Annotated in this window: 11 protein-coding genes; 7 read left to right on the top strand and 4 right to left on the bottom strand. The window is 72.7% G+C overall.

Annotated features, from left to right (window positions below):
• Positions 1–41: 41 nt before the first annotated feature.
• Positions 42–752: a hypothetical protein gene (locus tag ABD747_RS23550; protein WP_344809287.1), complete on the bottom strand. Its 711-nt coding sequence runs from the start codon at positions 750–752 to the stop codon at positions 42–44.
• 353 nt (positions 753–1,105) lie between these two features.
• Between ABD747_RS23550 and ABD747_RS23545 the strand changes: the two genes are divergently transcribed.
• Positions 1,106–1,258, top strand: coding sequence for a hypothetical protein (locus ABD747_RS23545; protein WP_344809285.1), 153 nt, complete (start codon positions 1,106–1,108; stop codon positions 1,256–1,258).
• Positions 1,259–1,277: 19 nt separating this feature from the next.
• The gene (locus ABD747_RS23540; RefSeq protein WP_344809283.1) at positions 1,278–2,300 is read left to right on the top strand and encodes a tetratricopeptide repeat protein; all 1,023 of its coding nucleotides are present in this window, start codon (positions 1,278–1,280) and stop codon (positions 2,298–2,300) included.
• 11 nt (positions 2,301–2,311) lie between these two features.
• On the opposite strand, the gene ABD747_RS23535 is transcribed toward ABD747_RS23540, so the two are convergent.
• Positions 2,312–5,110, bottom strand: a complete 2,799-nt coding sequence (locus tag ABD747_RS23535; protein WP_344809281.1) for a helix-turn-helix transcriptional regulator — start codon at positions 5,108–5,110, stop codon at positions 2,312–2,314.
• 345 nt (positions 5,111–5,455) lie between these two features.
• On the opposite strand from ABD747_RS23535, the gene ABD747_RS23530 reads away from it, so the two are divergent.
• Positions 5,456–6,508: a LacI family DNA-binding transcriptional regulator gene (locus ABD747_RS23530; RefSeq protein WP_344809279.1), complete on the top strand. Its 1,053-nt coding sequence runs from the start codon at positions 5,456–5,458 to the stop codon at positions 6,506–6,508.
• Positions 6,509–6,532: 24 nt separating this feature from the next.
• On the opposite strand, the gene ABD747_RS23525 is transcribed toward ABD747_RS23530, so the two are convergent.
• Together ABD747_RS23525 and ABD747_RS23520 are read right to left on the bottom strand one after the other, a co-directional pair.
• Positions 6,533–7,174 carry a hypothetical protein gene (locus tag ABD747_RS23525; RefSeq protein ID WP_344809277.1) on the bottom strand — a complete coding sequence of 214 codons (642 nt, stop codon included), beginning with the start codon at positions 7,172–7,174 and terminating at the stop codon, positions 6,533–6,535.
• A 55-nt stretch (positions 7,175–7,229) separates the two neighbouring features.
• On the bottom strand, positions 7,230–8,810 hold the full coding sequence (locus ABD747_RS23520; protein WP_344809275.1) for a PucR family transcriptional regulator: 1,581 nt from the start codon (positions 8,808–8,810) through the stop codon (positions 7,230–7,232).
• A 206-nt stretch (positions 8,811–9,016) separates the two neighbouring features.
• Between ABD747_RS23520 and pruA the strand changes: the two genes are divergently transcribed.
• The 4 genes from pruA (at position 9,017) to ABD747_RS23500 (ending at position 14,062) form a co-directional block, all read left to right on the top strand.
• Entirely contained in the window at positions 9,017–10,651 is a 1,635-nt protein-coding gene (gene pruA / locus ABD747_RS23515; protein ID WP_344809273.1) for an L-glutamate gamma-semialdehyde dehydrogenase, read from the top strand.
• 37 nt (positions 10,652–10,688) lie between these two features.
• A complete protein-coding gene (locus ABD747_RS23510; protein ID WP_344809271.1) occupies positions 10,689–11,654 on the top strand; it encodes a proline dehydrogenase family protein in 966 nt (321 codons plus the stop codon).
• Positions 11,655–12,014: 360 nt separating this feature from the next.
• Positions 12,015–13,004, top strand: coding sequence for a Gfo/Idh/MocA family protein (locus ABD747_RS23505; protein ID WP_344809269.1), 990 nt, complete (start codon positions 12,015–12,017; stop codon positions 13,002–13,004).
• Entirely contained in the window at positions 13,001–14,062 is a 1,062-nt protein-coding gene (locus ABD747_RS23500) for a Gfo/Idh/MocA family protein (RefSeq protein ID WP_344809267.1), read from the top strand. The genes ABD747_RS23505 and ABD747_RS23500 overlap by 4 nt, the downstream gene beginning before the upstream one ends.
• The last annotated feature ends 80 nt before the right edge of the window (positions 14,063–14,142 follow it).

Genomic DNA, 14,142 nt, shown 5'->3' with positions numbered 1-14,142 from the left:
CTCGCCGCCGGCGGCGGGGGAGCGCGGGGTACCCGCGCCAGCTATCGGTGCGGGTGAGCGGGAGCGACGCTCACCTGGTAGCTGAAGTGACCGCGGAGGAAGCGGATGCCGTACGCCGGGAACAACAGATCGCCGTACAGGCCGCCGTCGATGGTGACCGTGTGCTTGCCGGGTGGCAGTGGGCCGACGAAGGCGCCGAGGGTGATCATGTGGCGGCCGCCACCGTCGAGCAGCGGCGGAGTGCGCACCGGACCGGCCACGTACCGAGGTCCGATCGGGGTGGCCACACCGTCGACATCGATCCGGTAGCCCTTGGCGCCCAGTTGCGCCGGGTCGAAGAAGTACGACGCTGCCTCGGCCTGGCTGCGCGGGAGCGTGCCGAGCACCGGCGGCGAGTCGTCCGCGTTCTGCAACGGCACGAAGAACTGCGTTCCGGCCGGGACGGAGAAGGTGTTGGTGCCGCTGAACGCCCAACCGTCGCCGCTGGTGTCGACCTGCGCGGTGGCCGGGTCGAAGTACAAGATCTGGAACGGGGTGCGCGGGTAGTAGGCCTGGTCGTTGCCGCTCGTCGTGAACAGGGCCAGCCGGCGCGTCATCTCGCTCAGTGAGTAGCCGCACGGCCGCGCGTCCGGCGGCAGCACTGTCGCGCCGCGCTGGTGCGCGGACGCCGGTCCGGGCGCGACCAGCATCGCCATCAGCGCGACGATCGACGCGGCCCGGACCGCGATCCTGACCAGGAATGCACGAGACATCGCAGCTCACCTTTCGTTGCACGGTACGGCCGGTCTCCGATGCTGCGCCGGTCGCGAAGGGTTCGGGCGTGGTCAGTGAATCACCGGCGATCGGCCGGGCACACCGGAAGAACCTCCAGGTTCGGTGATCGTGGGCCCGAACCCGGACATCCGACGGAGGCGGCGGCCGGTCGCGGGCCCCTAGCGTCGGTGGCGACGGCGGGAACCGTCGCGAACGCGGAAGGGGTCCAGATGAAAAGGCTTCGCCGGATCGTTCTCGCGCTCGCTGCCGCGGGTGGCATCGTCGCCACCACTGCCCTGCCCGCAGCCGCCGGACTCAGCTTCACCAACCACTGCGAACCGAGGGGACACGCGTGATGAAACCGAACAAGACCGCCCTGATCGGCGCGCGAGCGCGCCGGATCCTCCTCATCCTGCTGACCAGCACCGGGATCGTGGCCGCCACCGCATGGACCGCCGAGGCCGGCCGGGAGCTCAACCACTGCGAGCAGCAGCTACCGCGCTAGCCCACGGCGGAGCCAGATCGTGCAACCCGACGCTTCCGTTCCGGCCATCGTCTCCCCGCTCAGCCGAACGGCGCGCCTGCGCCGCCGGCTTGGCCGCGGTCGCGCCGCCCTGCGTGCCGGCGACCTGGCGGGCGCGCAACGACGGGCGGAGCAGGTCCGGTGTGCCCTGCCAGCTCCCGGCGAGCGCTCGCCGGTGGCCGGAGACGTCGCCGTCTCCTGCCTGCAGCTCCTCGGCGACATCCGGCGGGACCGCGACGATCTCGACGGTGCCGTGCGGTTGCACCGGCAGAGCCTGCGGATCGCGCCCGACGACGATCGGCGCGCGCGCTGCCTGGCGCAGCTGCGCGTCGGCGACTGTCTGCGGCTGCAGGCGCAGTACGCGGATTCGGAGCGGGAGCTCCGGGCGGCGGTCGACCTCGCCCGCCGGTGCGAGCCACCCGACCCGATGCTGACGGCGGCCACTCTCAACGCACTTGGCATTCTCTGCAAGGACATCCGCCGCTTTCACGACGCGGCTCGGCACTATGGCGAGGCGCTCGCTCTCCTGCGCAGTGCGCTCGGCGCCGATCACCCGCGGCTCGCGTTCGTGTTCCACAACCTCGCCGGGCTCGAGCACGCCCAGGGTCGCTACGCCGCGGCCGAGCCGCTCGCGCGACATGCGATCGCGCTGCGAGAGCGTGGCGACGGCCCGACGTCGCCGGGGGCGGCCGGTGACCTCGCGGTGCTCGGTGCGGTGTTGCTGGGGCTGGGGCGACTGTCGGAGGCCGAGGTCGCGCTGAACCGCTCCCGTCGTCTCTGGACGTCGCTGCGCGGGGTCGATCACTACGAGATGGCCGTGGTGCTGTCGAATCTCGGATCGGTCCTCGACGCCCGGGGAGACCACGACGCCGCCCGATCGCACTGGCGGCAGGCGCGGCGGATCAAGCAGCGGGTGCTCGGTGATCGGCACCCCGAGGTGGTGGCTCTGCGCCACACGGTGCGCAGCGACCGCACGGACGGCTCGACCTCGGCCGGCGCAGTCGCTGTGGGGCGAGCGACGTGATCGGCGCGGCGCTAGGACGTGAACGGCCGGCTTGCGGCGAGCTCTGCCCGCGAGCGGATCCCGAGCTTCGCGTAGACGTGGCTGAGGTGGTAGGCGACCGTCTTGGGGCTCAAGACCAGCAGCTCCGCGATCTCTCGATTGCTCCGGCCCGCCGCCACGAGCCGCGCCACGGCGTTCTCCTGCGGCGTCAGGGCCGACAGCCGACCGGTGTCGTCGGCGCGGGTCCCGGCCTCGACGCCGCAGGCCGCGAGCTCGGACCGCAGGTTCTCCAGGAACGGTGCGGCGCCGAGCGATCTGAACCTCTGCTCCGCCTCGCAGAGATCGGAGATCGCCGCCCGCCGCTCGCCTCGCCGGCGCAGGAACCGGCCGCGGCTGGCGAACACCATGGCGCGCTGGAGCACCTCGCAATCGTCGTCCCCCAGCTCGAGCGCCACGTCATAGGCGGCGCGCGCCGCTGAGAGGTCTCGGCGCTGCACTGCGAGATCGCCGCGCACGCGCGACAGCGCGGCCAGCCGGGATCGACGGCCCAGAGCCTGAGCCGTCGCTGACCACTCGTCGATGACGGCCTCCGCCTCGGCGTCGCGGTGCAGCGCCAGCAACGCATCCGCGAAGTGCACCGGCCAGCAGTACATGCCCGGCTCCTTGCGGAACGGGGTGCCCGCGCTGCGCAGCCGATCGGCCGCGGCCACGACCCGATCCGGCTGCCCGCGGCACGCCGCGAGGTGCGCGGCGGCGTTGGCGGCATAGACACAGTTGAACTCGCCGCCCAGGCGCGCCGCGCCCAGCTCGGCGGCCGCCAACAACGCCTCGGCCTCGGACCACTGGCCACGGCTCGCCGGCACGAGGGCGGCTTGGGCGTGCGCCCACGGCATGATCCAGGACTGATCGGTGTCCTCGGCCAGCGCCAGCACCTGGTCGGCGATCGCTGCGGAGACATCCCAGCGGCCGCGCCGGAACTCCGCGTCGGCCAGGAACAACAAGACCATCATCTTGTTCGGCTCGATGCCGTCCGGTCCGGTCGCCGACAACACTTCGGCGGGAGCCTTCTCCCGCCGGTGGTCCGCGAGATTCGGCCGTAGCCGGATCCGCAGTCTGTCGGCGGCGCCGGCCGGCTCGTCGCCGAGCAGCTCGAGGATGCCGCGCATGCCGACGAGTTCCCGGTAGCCCGCGTCCGCCAGATCGCCGTCGGTCGGCAGCAGCCGCATCGCCTCCGGCGCCCGGCCCTCGAGGGCCATCGCGCCCACCAGGGTGGCAAGCGTCATGGCCTGCCCGCGGCTGTCGAGCAGGCCGCTGTGCAGCGAAGCCTCCGACCACTCGATGGCCTCGACGTTGCGCCCCTGCCAGATGCACATCTGGGCGATCAGCCCGGCCATCCGGTCGCGCTCGAGCGGCTCGAGCTCGCTCGCAGCCGACCACCCGCGGACCGCGACGGCCTCGGCCTCGGCGAAGTCACCGGACTGCCACGCCATCAGGGCCTCGACCTGCGCTCGCCGCGGCGTCGGCGGTAGCCCGGCGATGAGCTCACGGTAGCTGCGGGCGACCGCCAGGTCGCCGGCCACCAGCAGGGCATAGACCCCGCGGATCAGGGCCGAGTCGCGGCGGTCCGCGTCGCTTTCCAGCCGCGCCGCCGCGAGCAACGCGTTGGCCGCCGTTCGCCAGCTGCCGCGGGCGACGTCGGCCCGGGCCAGGTCGAGCAGATCGGCCGCCAGCCGCGGATCCGGGGCAGCCGTGGCCTGGGCGCGGTGGAACAGCGCGTCCGCGCCGGAGGTCGCCTCCGCCGCGGCCAGGTGCAGCGCGGCCAGCTCCGCCGGTCCGCAGTCCTCGAGCAGCGCCGACCGGATCAGCATGTGCTCGAACACGAGCTCGGTCCGCTCCGGCGTGCGGACGAGGCGGAGGAATCCCGACCGGTGGAGCTCGTCCACCGCGCTCAGCGGATCCTCCAGGCGCGCGACGGTTGCCGCCACGCGCAGGTCGGATCGGAAGCCCAGAACCGACGCGGCCAGCGCCAGACCTCTGGCGGCCGCCGACAGCTGCGCCGCCTGCACCGCGATCAGGCGCGCGTATCGCTGCGGCGCCGGCAGCGGTGCTGCCAGCCAGTCCGGGGCATCCATCCGACCGTCCGAGAGCAGCGCCCGGACGTGCAGGGGACTCCCGGCCGTGTGCTCCTGCAGCCGGCGAGCTACCCGATCGCTGATCCGACCACGCCCGAACCGCGCGGCCAGCTCGCGGATCTCCGAGACGCCGAGGCCGCCGAGCTCCAGCCGCGCCCCGCCGGCGTCGACCAGCTTGACCAGTCCGGCCGGAAGCCCTGCAACGCCGTCGGGCCGCACCGCCAAGACGGTGAGCACAGGCTCGTTCTGCAGCCGCCGAACGGCGAAGCTCAGCGCCGCCAGGGACGGTCGATCGGCGAGGTGTGCGTCGTCCACCATCAGCACCACCGGTGGGTGCCGGGTCGTGGCCTGCAGCAGCTCCCCCAGGAGATGCTCGCCGGTCGTCTGCAGATCGCCCGACCGAACGAGCGTTCCGTCTTGGCGCGGCGAGCGGTGACCCGTGCCGGGCCCGGAGCCGTCGAGTGCGGCGAGCAGCTGGTCGAGCACCCCGTACGCGATGCCGGTCTCCTCGGCGTCCCCGGAAACCCGCAGCAGTGCCACCGAGCCGGCTGCCGCCGCGCACTGGTCGAGCAGAGCCGACTTGCCGGCGCCGCCGATGCCTTCGACCAACGCCACCGTCGGCACACCCGATGCCGCGCGGGCGAGCTGCCCGTGCAGGCTCGCCAACTCGTCTCGACGACCAACGAACACCGTGCTCATCCCGACCCACCCCGACGACTCGGCCCGAACGGACGGGGCTGGCCCGAGCGCTCACGCGCGCTCGAACCGGGCACCGGCCCGATGACTCCTCCCACCGGATAATTACCACTCCGGTCCGATTCGGCGGAAGTGGAAGCGCGGATGGCGGCCGCAGTGGCGGGTCGGCGGGCTGGCGGTGGGTGCCGCTCGCTCTCCGGTCCGCCCACCGGCGCCGTCGATCCGCGGCGGGCGCCGCGGCGGTGGTCGTACGCATGGAAGACTTGCCGACTGTCCGAGGTCCAGGGGAGTGATGTCCAGCAGTTCGGTTCGACCCGAGAGAGGGCGATGAACGACCAGCATCCGCGGGTGGTGACGCGCGCGGACGTGGCGCGGCTCGCCGGGGTCAGCACCGCGGTCGTGAGCTATGTCGTCAACGACGGTCCGCGCCCGGTCGCCGCCGATACGGCGGCTCGGGTGCGCGAGGCGATCGAGATGCTGGGCTACCGGCCGAACGCGAGCGCTCGGGCGCTCAAGCTCGGCACCACCGGTGTGCTGGGGCTGGTCGTGCCCGACTCGAGCAACCCGTTCTACGCCGAGCTCGCGCTCGAGGTGGAGCGGTCGGCGACCCGCCGCGGGCTGGCGCTGCTGGTGGCCAGCTCGAACTCCGACCTCGAGCTGGAGTCGCGGCTGATCCAGGACCTGGCCAGCCGCCAGGTCGACGGACTGCTGGTGTCCGCGATCTCGGGTCCGCCACGGATCACGGCCGGTGCCTCCCGGATCCCGGTGCCCTTGACCTATCTGGACGCACAACTGCCGGTCGAGGGCGTCTCCACGGTCAGCTCCGACGGCGAGGCCGGCGCGCGGATGCTGGTCCAGCACCTGCTCCGGGTGCACGGACACAGCACGGTGGCGCTGCTGATGGGCACCGCCAGCACCGGCTGGGTCGACGGCCGGGAACTGGGCTGGCAGCGGACGCTCCGCGAGCACGGGGCGCCGGATGCGCCGCTGGAACGGGCCCCGTTCAGCCGGAAGGGCGGCTACGAGGGTGGGCTGCGGCTGCTGCGCGGTCGCGGCCGGCCGGCCGCGGTGTTCGCGAGCTCGGACCTGCAGGCGATCGGGCTGCTCAGGGCCGCTCACGAGCTGGGCATCGCCGTGCCCGGCGAGCTGGCCGTGGTGGCGTACGACGGGACCGAGGAGTCGGAGTACTGCTGGCCGCCGCTCACCTGCGCGCGGCAGCGGATCGCGGACATCGCCGAGGCGGCGGTGAACGCGGTCCTCGACGGCCGTGCCCCCACTCACCGGGTTTTCGACGTCGACCTGCTGATCCGGCGATCCTGCGGCTGCACCGGCGAGGAGCCGGGCGAGCTCCGGACCCGGCGGGCGCGGCCACGCGACCGGATCGGGCCGCCCCCGACCTGAACGAGTGCTGCGCGGACCGGGTGATCAGGCCGGCGGGATCAGCGCGGTCGAGTCCCCGGCCAACAGGAGCTGCGGGACCTGCACGCACCGAAAGGAACCCGGCGTCGCGGCATCGCGGACGAGGGCGACGACCAGGTCGAACCGGTCCCCGGGCCAGGGCCCGGGCACGTCGCCGCCGGAGATCACCGCGGCGAGCGCGGTGGTCAGGTCCTGGATGTGGTCGTGCTCCCAGCAGACCAGGACGGTCTGGTCGTCCTGGGCCAGCAGCCAGTCGGCGAGATCGGCCTCCTTGCCGACGTCGACGGTGACGGTGATCTGCAGCCCGGACTTCTGGGCAAGCGGAAAGACGGTCTGGTACGTCCGGTGCTCGGGCGGGTTGCCGTGGTTCGGCGCGGCGATCATGGTCGGGTTCCACAGCGGTCCGGTCACCGACGGGGTCGACGGATCGAACAGCTGGGCGAGGCCGCCCGCCCGCTGCCATCCCTGCGGGATCAGCGAGTCCGGATTCTGGTTCCCGTCCAGGTCCACGCCGTACGTCGGCGTGCCGTGCGCACCGCCGGCCGCGTCGCCGGAGTCGGACGGCTTCTCGGCGTGCCGGATGACGAAGATCGCCTCGGGGCCGGTGCCCCATGACGCACCGGCCGCCGGGTGGGAGTGCTCGGTCATCGGGGTGTCCTTCCGCGTGCGGACCGGCGGTGATCATCGGGGGAGCCGGCGGTGATCATCCTGCCGCTCCCGGGCGGCGTCTGGCCAGCAACTGGATCTGCAGCAGCAACCGCGAGTCGGGGTCGTCCAGGCTCATCCCCAGTAGCTGCTCGGCCCGCCGGATCCGATAGCGCAGCGTGTTCGGATGGATGTGCAGATCGGCGGCGGCGCCGCGGACATCGCCGAAGTGCAGCAGATAGTGCTCGACCGTGTCCACCAGGGCTGCGTCGCGGTCGGCGTCGTAGGCGATCAGCGTGGTCAGCCGGGGATCGTCCAGCTCGGCTCGTGATCCGACGAGCTCAGCGATCTCGCCGAGCAGCACCGGCGTCCGCGACTCGGTCAGGGTGGTCACCCGCTCCGGCCCGGCCGGTCGGTCGAGCACCCGATCGACCTCCGCGCGCGCCGCCGGCACCTCGGCCAGGTCCGCCACCGGCGCGGCGACGGCGGCCCGCAGCGGGGCGCCGAAGCGGCTCGTCAGCCGATCCAGCACGGTGCCGACCCAGCGGCCGACATCGCCGGGCCGTGCCCGGGGGAGGAGGACGTACAGCCGCTGGCCGGTGCCGCTGACGAGGGAGTCGCGGGCGTACGCCCCGGCGAGCAGGCGCAGGGCCGCGGTCAGGTCGGCGACCGGTGGCAGGTGCGTGCCGGTCGGTGCGATGCCGACGACGACCGCCGGACCCGCCGTCGGTAGCGCCAGCGCCGACGCCAGCGACGGGACGTCCACGCCGCCGCCACGGATGCCGAGCAGCCGCTGGACCTGGAGCGCCTCCTGGGTCGGTGCGGTCCGGATCCGGTGGATCAGCCGGGCCGCGATCGCCGCCGCGCCCTCCAGCACCGAGGCCACGTCCGGATCGAGCGGTTGGAAGCCCTCCTGCAGCCAGATCGTGCCGAGCGACGCCCGGGCGGTGCGTCCCCGGTGCCGGCCCGGCGCGTTCGCGTCCGGGTCGAGCGGGGAGATGCTCACCACCAGCCGCCGGCGCCAGCCCAGCTCGGGGTCGGCCGGCACCTCGATCACGGCCGAGCCACGCCGCAGCCGGTCGAAGACGCCGAGCTCGCGCAACCGCCGAAGGTGCTCGGCGGGGCCCTCTCGGCCGAGGATGGACAGCATCCGGAGCTCGTCGGCCGCGCCGTCCGTGGCGGAGTACGCCAGCAGCCGCGACTGGTCGTCCTCGATGCTGACCAGTCCCCGGGTCAGAGCGGCGACCCGCTGGGCCAGGCCGTAGAGATCGGACTCCTCGGCGAACGGCTCGCCGGCCGCCGGCTCGAGCTGCCGGCTCGCGGCGCCCTCGATCAGCGAGCGGACGGTGGACAGCACCAGCTCCGCCCGTGCCTGGGCATGCATCGCGCCGACGGCGATGCCGGCCTCGCCGGCCGCCCGGCACAGGTCCTCCGGCGCCTCCTTGGTCACCAGCGCCGCCGGCCGCCGGGACGGGTCGCTGGCCGCCAGCCGGTCCACCCAGCGCAGCGCGACGTCCGCCGGGACACCGGCCAGCACGCAGAGATCGGCCGCCGCATCGCCGGGCTCGGCCACGGCCAGGTCGTCGGCGTCCAGCAGCGCCACCGACCGGATCACGATCTCCGACCCGGCGGGCGCCACCCGGAGCCGGACGACGGTCGAGCCGAGCGAGCCGAGCAGATAGCCGAGCGTGGTTGCGTTCTCCGTGGTCCCGCTCCTTCCGAACGTTGTCCAAACGTACAGCCGGAGTGGTCGAAGTTCAGCGGATCAGACAACGACTCGGGGGTGCCTCCCAGGGTTCACTAGATGACATCCCACCCCGTCGGCCACTCCCAGAAGGATCAGCGTTGGACGCCATCAGCCTCGTACCGCAGCCCGTCAATGAGCCCGTGCACGACTACGCGCCCGGTTCGCCCGAGCGGGCCCGGCTGATCGCCGAGCTGGACCGGCTGGCGAGCACGCCGCTGGACATCCGCCAGGTCATCGGCGGCGAGCATCGGACCGCGGCCGGACCCGTCTACGAGGTCGTCCAGCCGCACAACCACGCGAGCGTGATCGGCCGCTACCACGAGGCCACCACGGCCGACGTGGCCGATGCGATCGAGGCGTCCCAGCTGGCAGCTCCGGCCTGGCGCGAGCTGTCCTACGAGCATCGCGCCAGCGTCTTCCTGAAGGCCGCGGACCTGCTGTCCGGACCGTGGCGTGAGCGGCTCGCCGCCGCCACCATGCTCGGCCAGTCGAAGACCGCCTACCAGGCCGAGATCGACACCCCGTGCGAGCTGATCGACTTCTGGCGGTTCAACGTCGCGTTCGGCCGGCAGATCATGGCCGACCAGCCGATCTCGGCGCCGGGCGTGTGGAACCGGGTCGAGTACCGCCCGCTGGAGGGCTTCGTCTACGCGATCACCCCGTTCAACTTCACCGCGATCGCCGGCAACCTGCCGACCGCGCCCGCCCTGATGGGCAACACGGTGGTCTGGAAGGCCGCCCCGACCCAGGCCGCGGCGGCCTACCTCACCATGCAGCTGCTGGAGGAGGCCGGCCTGCCCGCCGGCGTGATCAACCTGATCTTCGGCGACGGCCCGCTCGTCTCCGACGTCGCGCTGAACGACCCGCGGCTGGCCGGCATCCACTTCACCGGCTCGACCGCGACCTTCCAGCACCTGTGGCGCCAGGTCGGGGAGAACCTGACCAACTACAGGACCTACCCGCGGCTGGTCGGCGAGACCGGCGGCAAGGACTTCGTGGTCGCGCACAGCTCCGCCGACCCGGACGTACTGACCACCGCGCTGATCCGCGGCGCCTTCGACTTCCAGGGCCAGAAGTGCTCGGCCGCGTCCCGGGCGTTCATCCCGGCGTCGGTCTGGGTGCGGATGGGCGAGGACCTGCTGACCAAGGTGTCTGCGCTGACCTACGGCGACGTGACCGATCTGACCAACTTCGGCGGTGCGGTGATCGACCGGAAGTCCTTCGACCGCAACGTCGCCGCGATCGAGCGGGCCAAGGCCACGCCGGGCCTGACCATCGCCGCCGGTGGGACCTACGACGACAGCGCGGGCTACTTCGTCGCGCCGACCGTGCTGATCGGCGACGATCCGGCCGACGAGGCGTTCAGCACCGAGTACTTCGGGCCGATCCTGGCGATCCACGTCTACGACGACGCCGAGCCCGACGCCTGGGCGTCGATCCTCGCCACGGTCGACCAGGGATCGGCGTACGGCCTGACCGGCGCCGTCATCGCCGACGACCGGCTGGCGATCGCCGAGGCCGACGCGGCGCTCCGCTTCGCGGCCGGCAACTTCTACGTCAACGACAAGCCCACCGGCGCGGTCGTCGGGCAGCAGCCGTTCGGCGGCGCCCGGGCCTCCGGCACGAACGACAAGGCCGGCTCCGCCCAGAACCTGCTGCGCTGGACCTCGGCCCGGACGATCAAGGAGACGTTCGTCCCGCCGCGCAACCACCGCTACCCGCACCAGGGCTGACCGACCACCCGCGACGAGCTGTTACCAGGAGAGATCGATGACGACGTTCACACTCAGCAACCCGCTCCGGCCGGCGATCCTGGCCGCAGCGCGCTCGGATCGGATGGAGCGGACCATCAGCCGCTCCAAGCTCACCCGCAAGCTGGTCGACCGGTTCGTGCCGGGTGCCGCCGAGGCCGACGCGATGGCCGCGGTCAGGGCACTGGTGGAGTCCGGCCGGTTCATCTCGGTGGACTATCTCGGCGAGGACATCAGCCACGCCGGTGAGGCGGAGGAGACGGTGCGGGCCTACCTCTCGCTACTGTCGGCCTATCGCTCGCTCGACCTGCCCGCCACCGACGGTCCGGCCCCGCTGGAGGTGTCGATCAAGCTGTCGGCGCTGGGTCAGTCGCTGCCCGGTGGCGAGGAGCTGGCGCTGGTCAACGCGCGGACCATCTGCGCCGCGGCCGAGCAGGCCGGTGCCTGGGTGAACGTCGACGCCGAGGACCACACCACCACCGACTCCACCCTGCGGATCGTGCGCGAGCTGCGCCGGGAGTTCCCGACGGTGGCCACCGTGCTCCAGGCGTATCTGCACCGGACCGAGGCCGACTGCCGCGAGCTGGCCGGACCGGGCTCGCGGATCCGGCTCTGCAAGGGGGCCTACAAGGAGCCGGCCGAGGTCGCGTTCCAGTCCAAGGAGGAGGTGGACGCGTCCTACCAGCGCTGCCTCCGGGTCCTGATGGAGGGCCAGGGCTATCCGATGGTGGCCTCGCACGACCCGGCCCTGATCGCCGCCGCCCAGGAGCTCGCCGCCGAGACCGGCCGGGGCAGCGACGACTACGAGATCCAGATGCTGTTCGGCATCCGCGACGGCGAGCAGCGCCGGCTGGTCGCCGAGGGCGGGCACGTGCGGACGTACGTTCCGTTCGGGAACGACTGGTACGGCTATTTCATGCGCCGGATCGCCGAGCGCCCCGCCAACCTGACCTTCTTCCTGCGCTCCCTGGTCAGCAACAACTGAGGGCTGCCCACCTCCGCACCGACTCGCGCCGCAACGCACTTTGCGCACCGAACCGCGACTTCGCGCACCGTCGCAGGGGCGCGAAGTCGCGTTAGCGCACGCGAAGTGGCCGTAGGCGGCGTCGAACCTCGCAAGCAGTCGACCGGCAGGACATCTGACGATGTTGCCGCGTCGACGCGGCAAGATCGACGGGTATCCGTGGACATCCCGGCTGCGCGGGGCGCGTGAGCGCACCACCCTAGGGCTCCGCAACCACTTCGCACATCGAACCGCGACTTCGCGTACCGTCGAGGGGGCGCGAAGTCGCGCTAGCGTGCGCGAAGTGGTGGTTGGGGCGCGGCTGGGTCCATGATCGTGGTCATGACCAACGCTGCCCGGCCCGTCCTGCGGGTGGGGGTGGTCGGGGCGGGTGTGATGGCACGGATCCACGCCGAGAACCTGGTCCGGCTGGGCCACCGGGTGCTGATCCACGCGCAGGCCGGCGCCGAGACGCTGGCCGGGCTGGCCGAGATGCGCGCGAGCTACGACGAACTGCTGGCGGAATCGGACTGGATCCTGATCGCCACCCCCACCGATACCCACCACGAGCTCGCGATGCAAGCCATCGCCGCCGGACGCGACCTGATCGTGGAGAAGCCGCTGGCCCGGACGTACGCCCAGGCGGTCGAGCTGGTCGCCGCCGCAGCATCGGCCGGGCGAAGGCTCTATCCGGCCCACGTCGTCCGCTTCTTCCCCGAGTACGCCGCTCTGCACGGTGCCGTGACCGAGGGCGCCATCGGCACGCCGGCCGTGCTGCGGTTCACCCGGTCGGGCAGCTTCCCTATTCGTGCGCCCTGGTTCGGCGACCCGGTGCGCTCCGGTGGGATCGTGTTCGATCAGCTGATCCACGACCTCGACATCGCCCGCTGGCTGGCCGGCGAGGTGGACCAGGTGACGGCGATCGTCCGGCATGACGACAGCGGACCGGCGCCGGTCCAGGCGGCGCACGTCACCCTGCGGCACCGGTCCGGGGCGATCAGCCTCGCATCCGGGGTGTGGGGAGCGCAGCACGTCGGCTTCACCACGTCGTTCAGCGTGGCCGGGACCGGCGGGCTGCTCGAGCACGAGTCGGCCCGGGAGCAGCCGATGATCATGCAACTCGATCATGATCAGCCCGCCGACGGGTTGCTGCCGAGCCGGAGCGCCGCCGCCGACCCGTATCTGGACGAGCTGGCAGCGTTTCTCCAGCCCGACCGCGACTCCCCACCGGCCCGGATCGTGACGGCCGCGGACGGCGCCGAGGCCGTCCGGCTGGCGGAGGCGGCGCTGGCGTCCCTGCGCTCCGGCCAGCCGGTGGAGCCGGCCCGATGAGCAGGAGCGCCGATTCGCTGCTGGTGGCCGTGCTGTCCCGCGCCCACGTCCACGCCGACGGTTACATCGAGCTGCTCGCGGAAACCGCGGGAGTAGACCTGATGGTCTGCGACCCCGACGGACCACCGGCGGCCGACCGCGGCCCGCGCGGGCTGCCCGCGGGGGCGCGCTACGTCGACGGCTACCGGGAGGTGTTCGCCCTGCGTCCGGACGCGGTGGTGATCATGTCCGAGACCAGCCGGCACCGGGAGCTGATCGAGCCGGCGGCGGAGAGCGGTGCCGCGATCTTGTGCGAGAAGCCGCTGGCGACCACGGCCGCCGACGCCCGGGCGATCGCCGCCGTGGTCGGCGGCCGAGGTGTGCCGTTCATGATCGCGCACCCGGTCCGCTTCATGGCGGCCTGCAGCGAGCTGATCGGGCGCGCTCGTGCCGGCCAGCTCGGCGAGCTGGTCGCCGTTCGCGGCACCAACAACGGCAAGCTGCCCGCCGAGCGGAGCTGGTTCGTCGAGCCGGAGTGGTCGGGCGGCGGCGCCCTGTTCGATCACGTCGTCCACGTCGCCGACCTGATCGACGCGCTCACCGACGCCCGCGCCGCGAGCGTGTCCGCGATCACCAACCGGATGCTCTACGCCGACCGGGTCGGTGCGACCGTGGCCGACGTGCTCGGGACCGGCGGACCCGAGACCGGGGGCCTGGTCTTGATCAACTACGCCAGCGGCCTGGTCGCCGCGATCGACTGCTCCTGGAGCCTGTCGGCGAGCGCGCCGAGCTGGGGCGGGCTGACGATCAACGTGACCGGTACGGCGGGTGAGGTGTTCGTCGACGCGTTCCGGCCCCGGGTCCGCGGGATCGAGGCCGGCAGCGGCCGCGCGCTGGAGTTGCCGTACGGCCTCGGCGGTGACGCGAGCTTGATCGACGCCTTCCTCGATGTGGTCCGCGGCGGCCGGCCGGCGCGGCCGGATCTCGGCACCGCGCTGCGCACCCTGGCCGTCGTGCTCGCCGCCGCGGAGTCGGCGGCCCGCGGACGTAGCGTCGACGTTCCGGAGCTGGGCTGGTGACGGGTGCGCAACTTTATGCTCCAGACCTGAGATCGCTATTGACGTAGGGATTCCGGCGGGTCTAGCGTCACGCGCGTCTG

Source organism: Microlunatus ginsengisoli, assembly GCF_039537205.1.
Classification (GTDB): Bacteria; Actinomycetota; Actinomycetes; order Propionibacteriales; family Propionibacteriaceae; genus Microlunatus; species Microlunatus ginsengisoli.
Note: the sequence above shows the minus strand (reverse complement) of the source record. Positions and strands in the feature narration are given on the sequence as shown.

Bases quoted from the DNA above. Each gene is read 5' to 3' on its own strand.
- ABD747_RS23525 (WP_344809277.1), bottom strand. From the start codon at position 7,174: ATGACCGAGCACTCCCACCCGGCGGCCGGTGCGTCATGGGGCACCGGC.
- ABD747_RS23505 (WP_344809269.1), top strand. From the start codon at position 12,015: ATGACCAACGCTGCCCGGCCCGTCCTGCGGGTGGGGGTGGTCGGGGCG.
- ABD747_RS23500 (WP_344809267.1), top strand. From the start codon at position 13,001: ATGAGCAGGAGCGCCGATTCGCTGCTGGTGGCCGTGCTGTCCCGCGCC.
- ABD747_RS23550 (WP_344809287.1), bottom strand. From the start codon at position 752: ATGTCTCGTGCATTCCTGGTCAGGATCGCGGTCCGGGCCGCGTCGATC.
- ABD747_RS23510 (WP_344809271.1), top strand. From the start codon at position 10,689: ATGACGACGTTCACACTCAGCAACCCGCTCCGGCCGGCGATCCTGGCC.
- ABD747_RS23535 (WP_344809281.1), bottom strand. From the start codon at position 5,110: ATGAGCACGGTGTTCGTTGGTCGTCGAGACGAGTTGGCGAGCCTGCAC.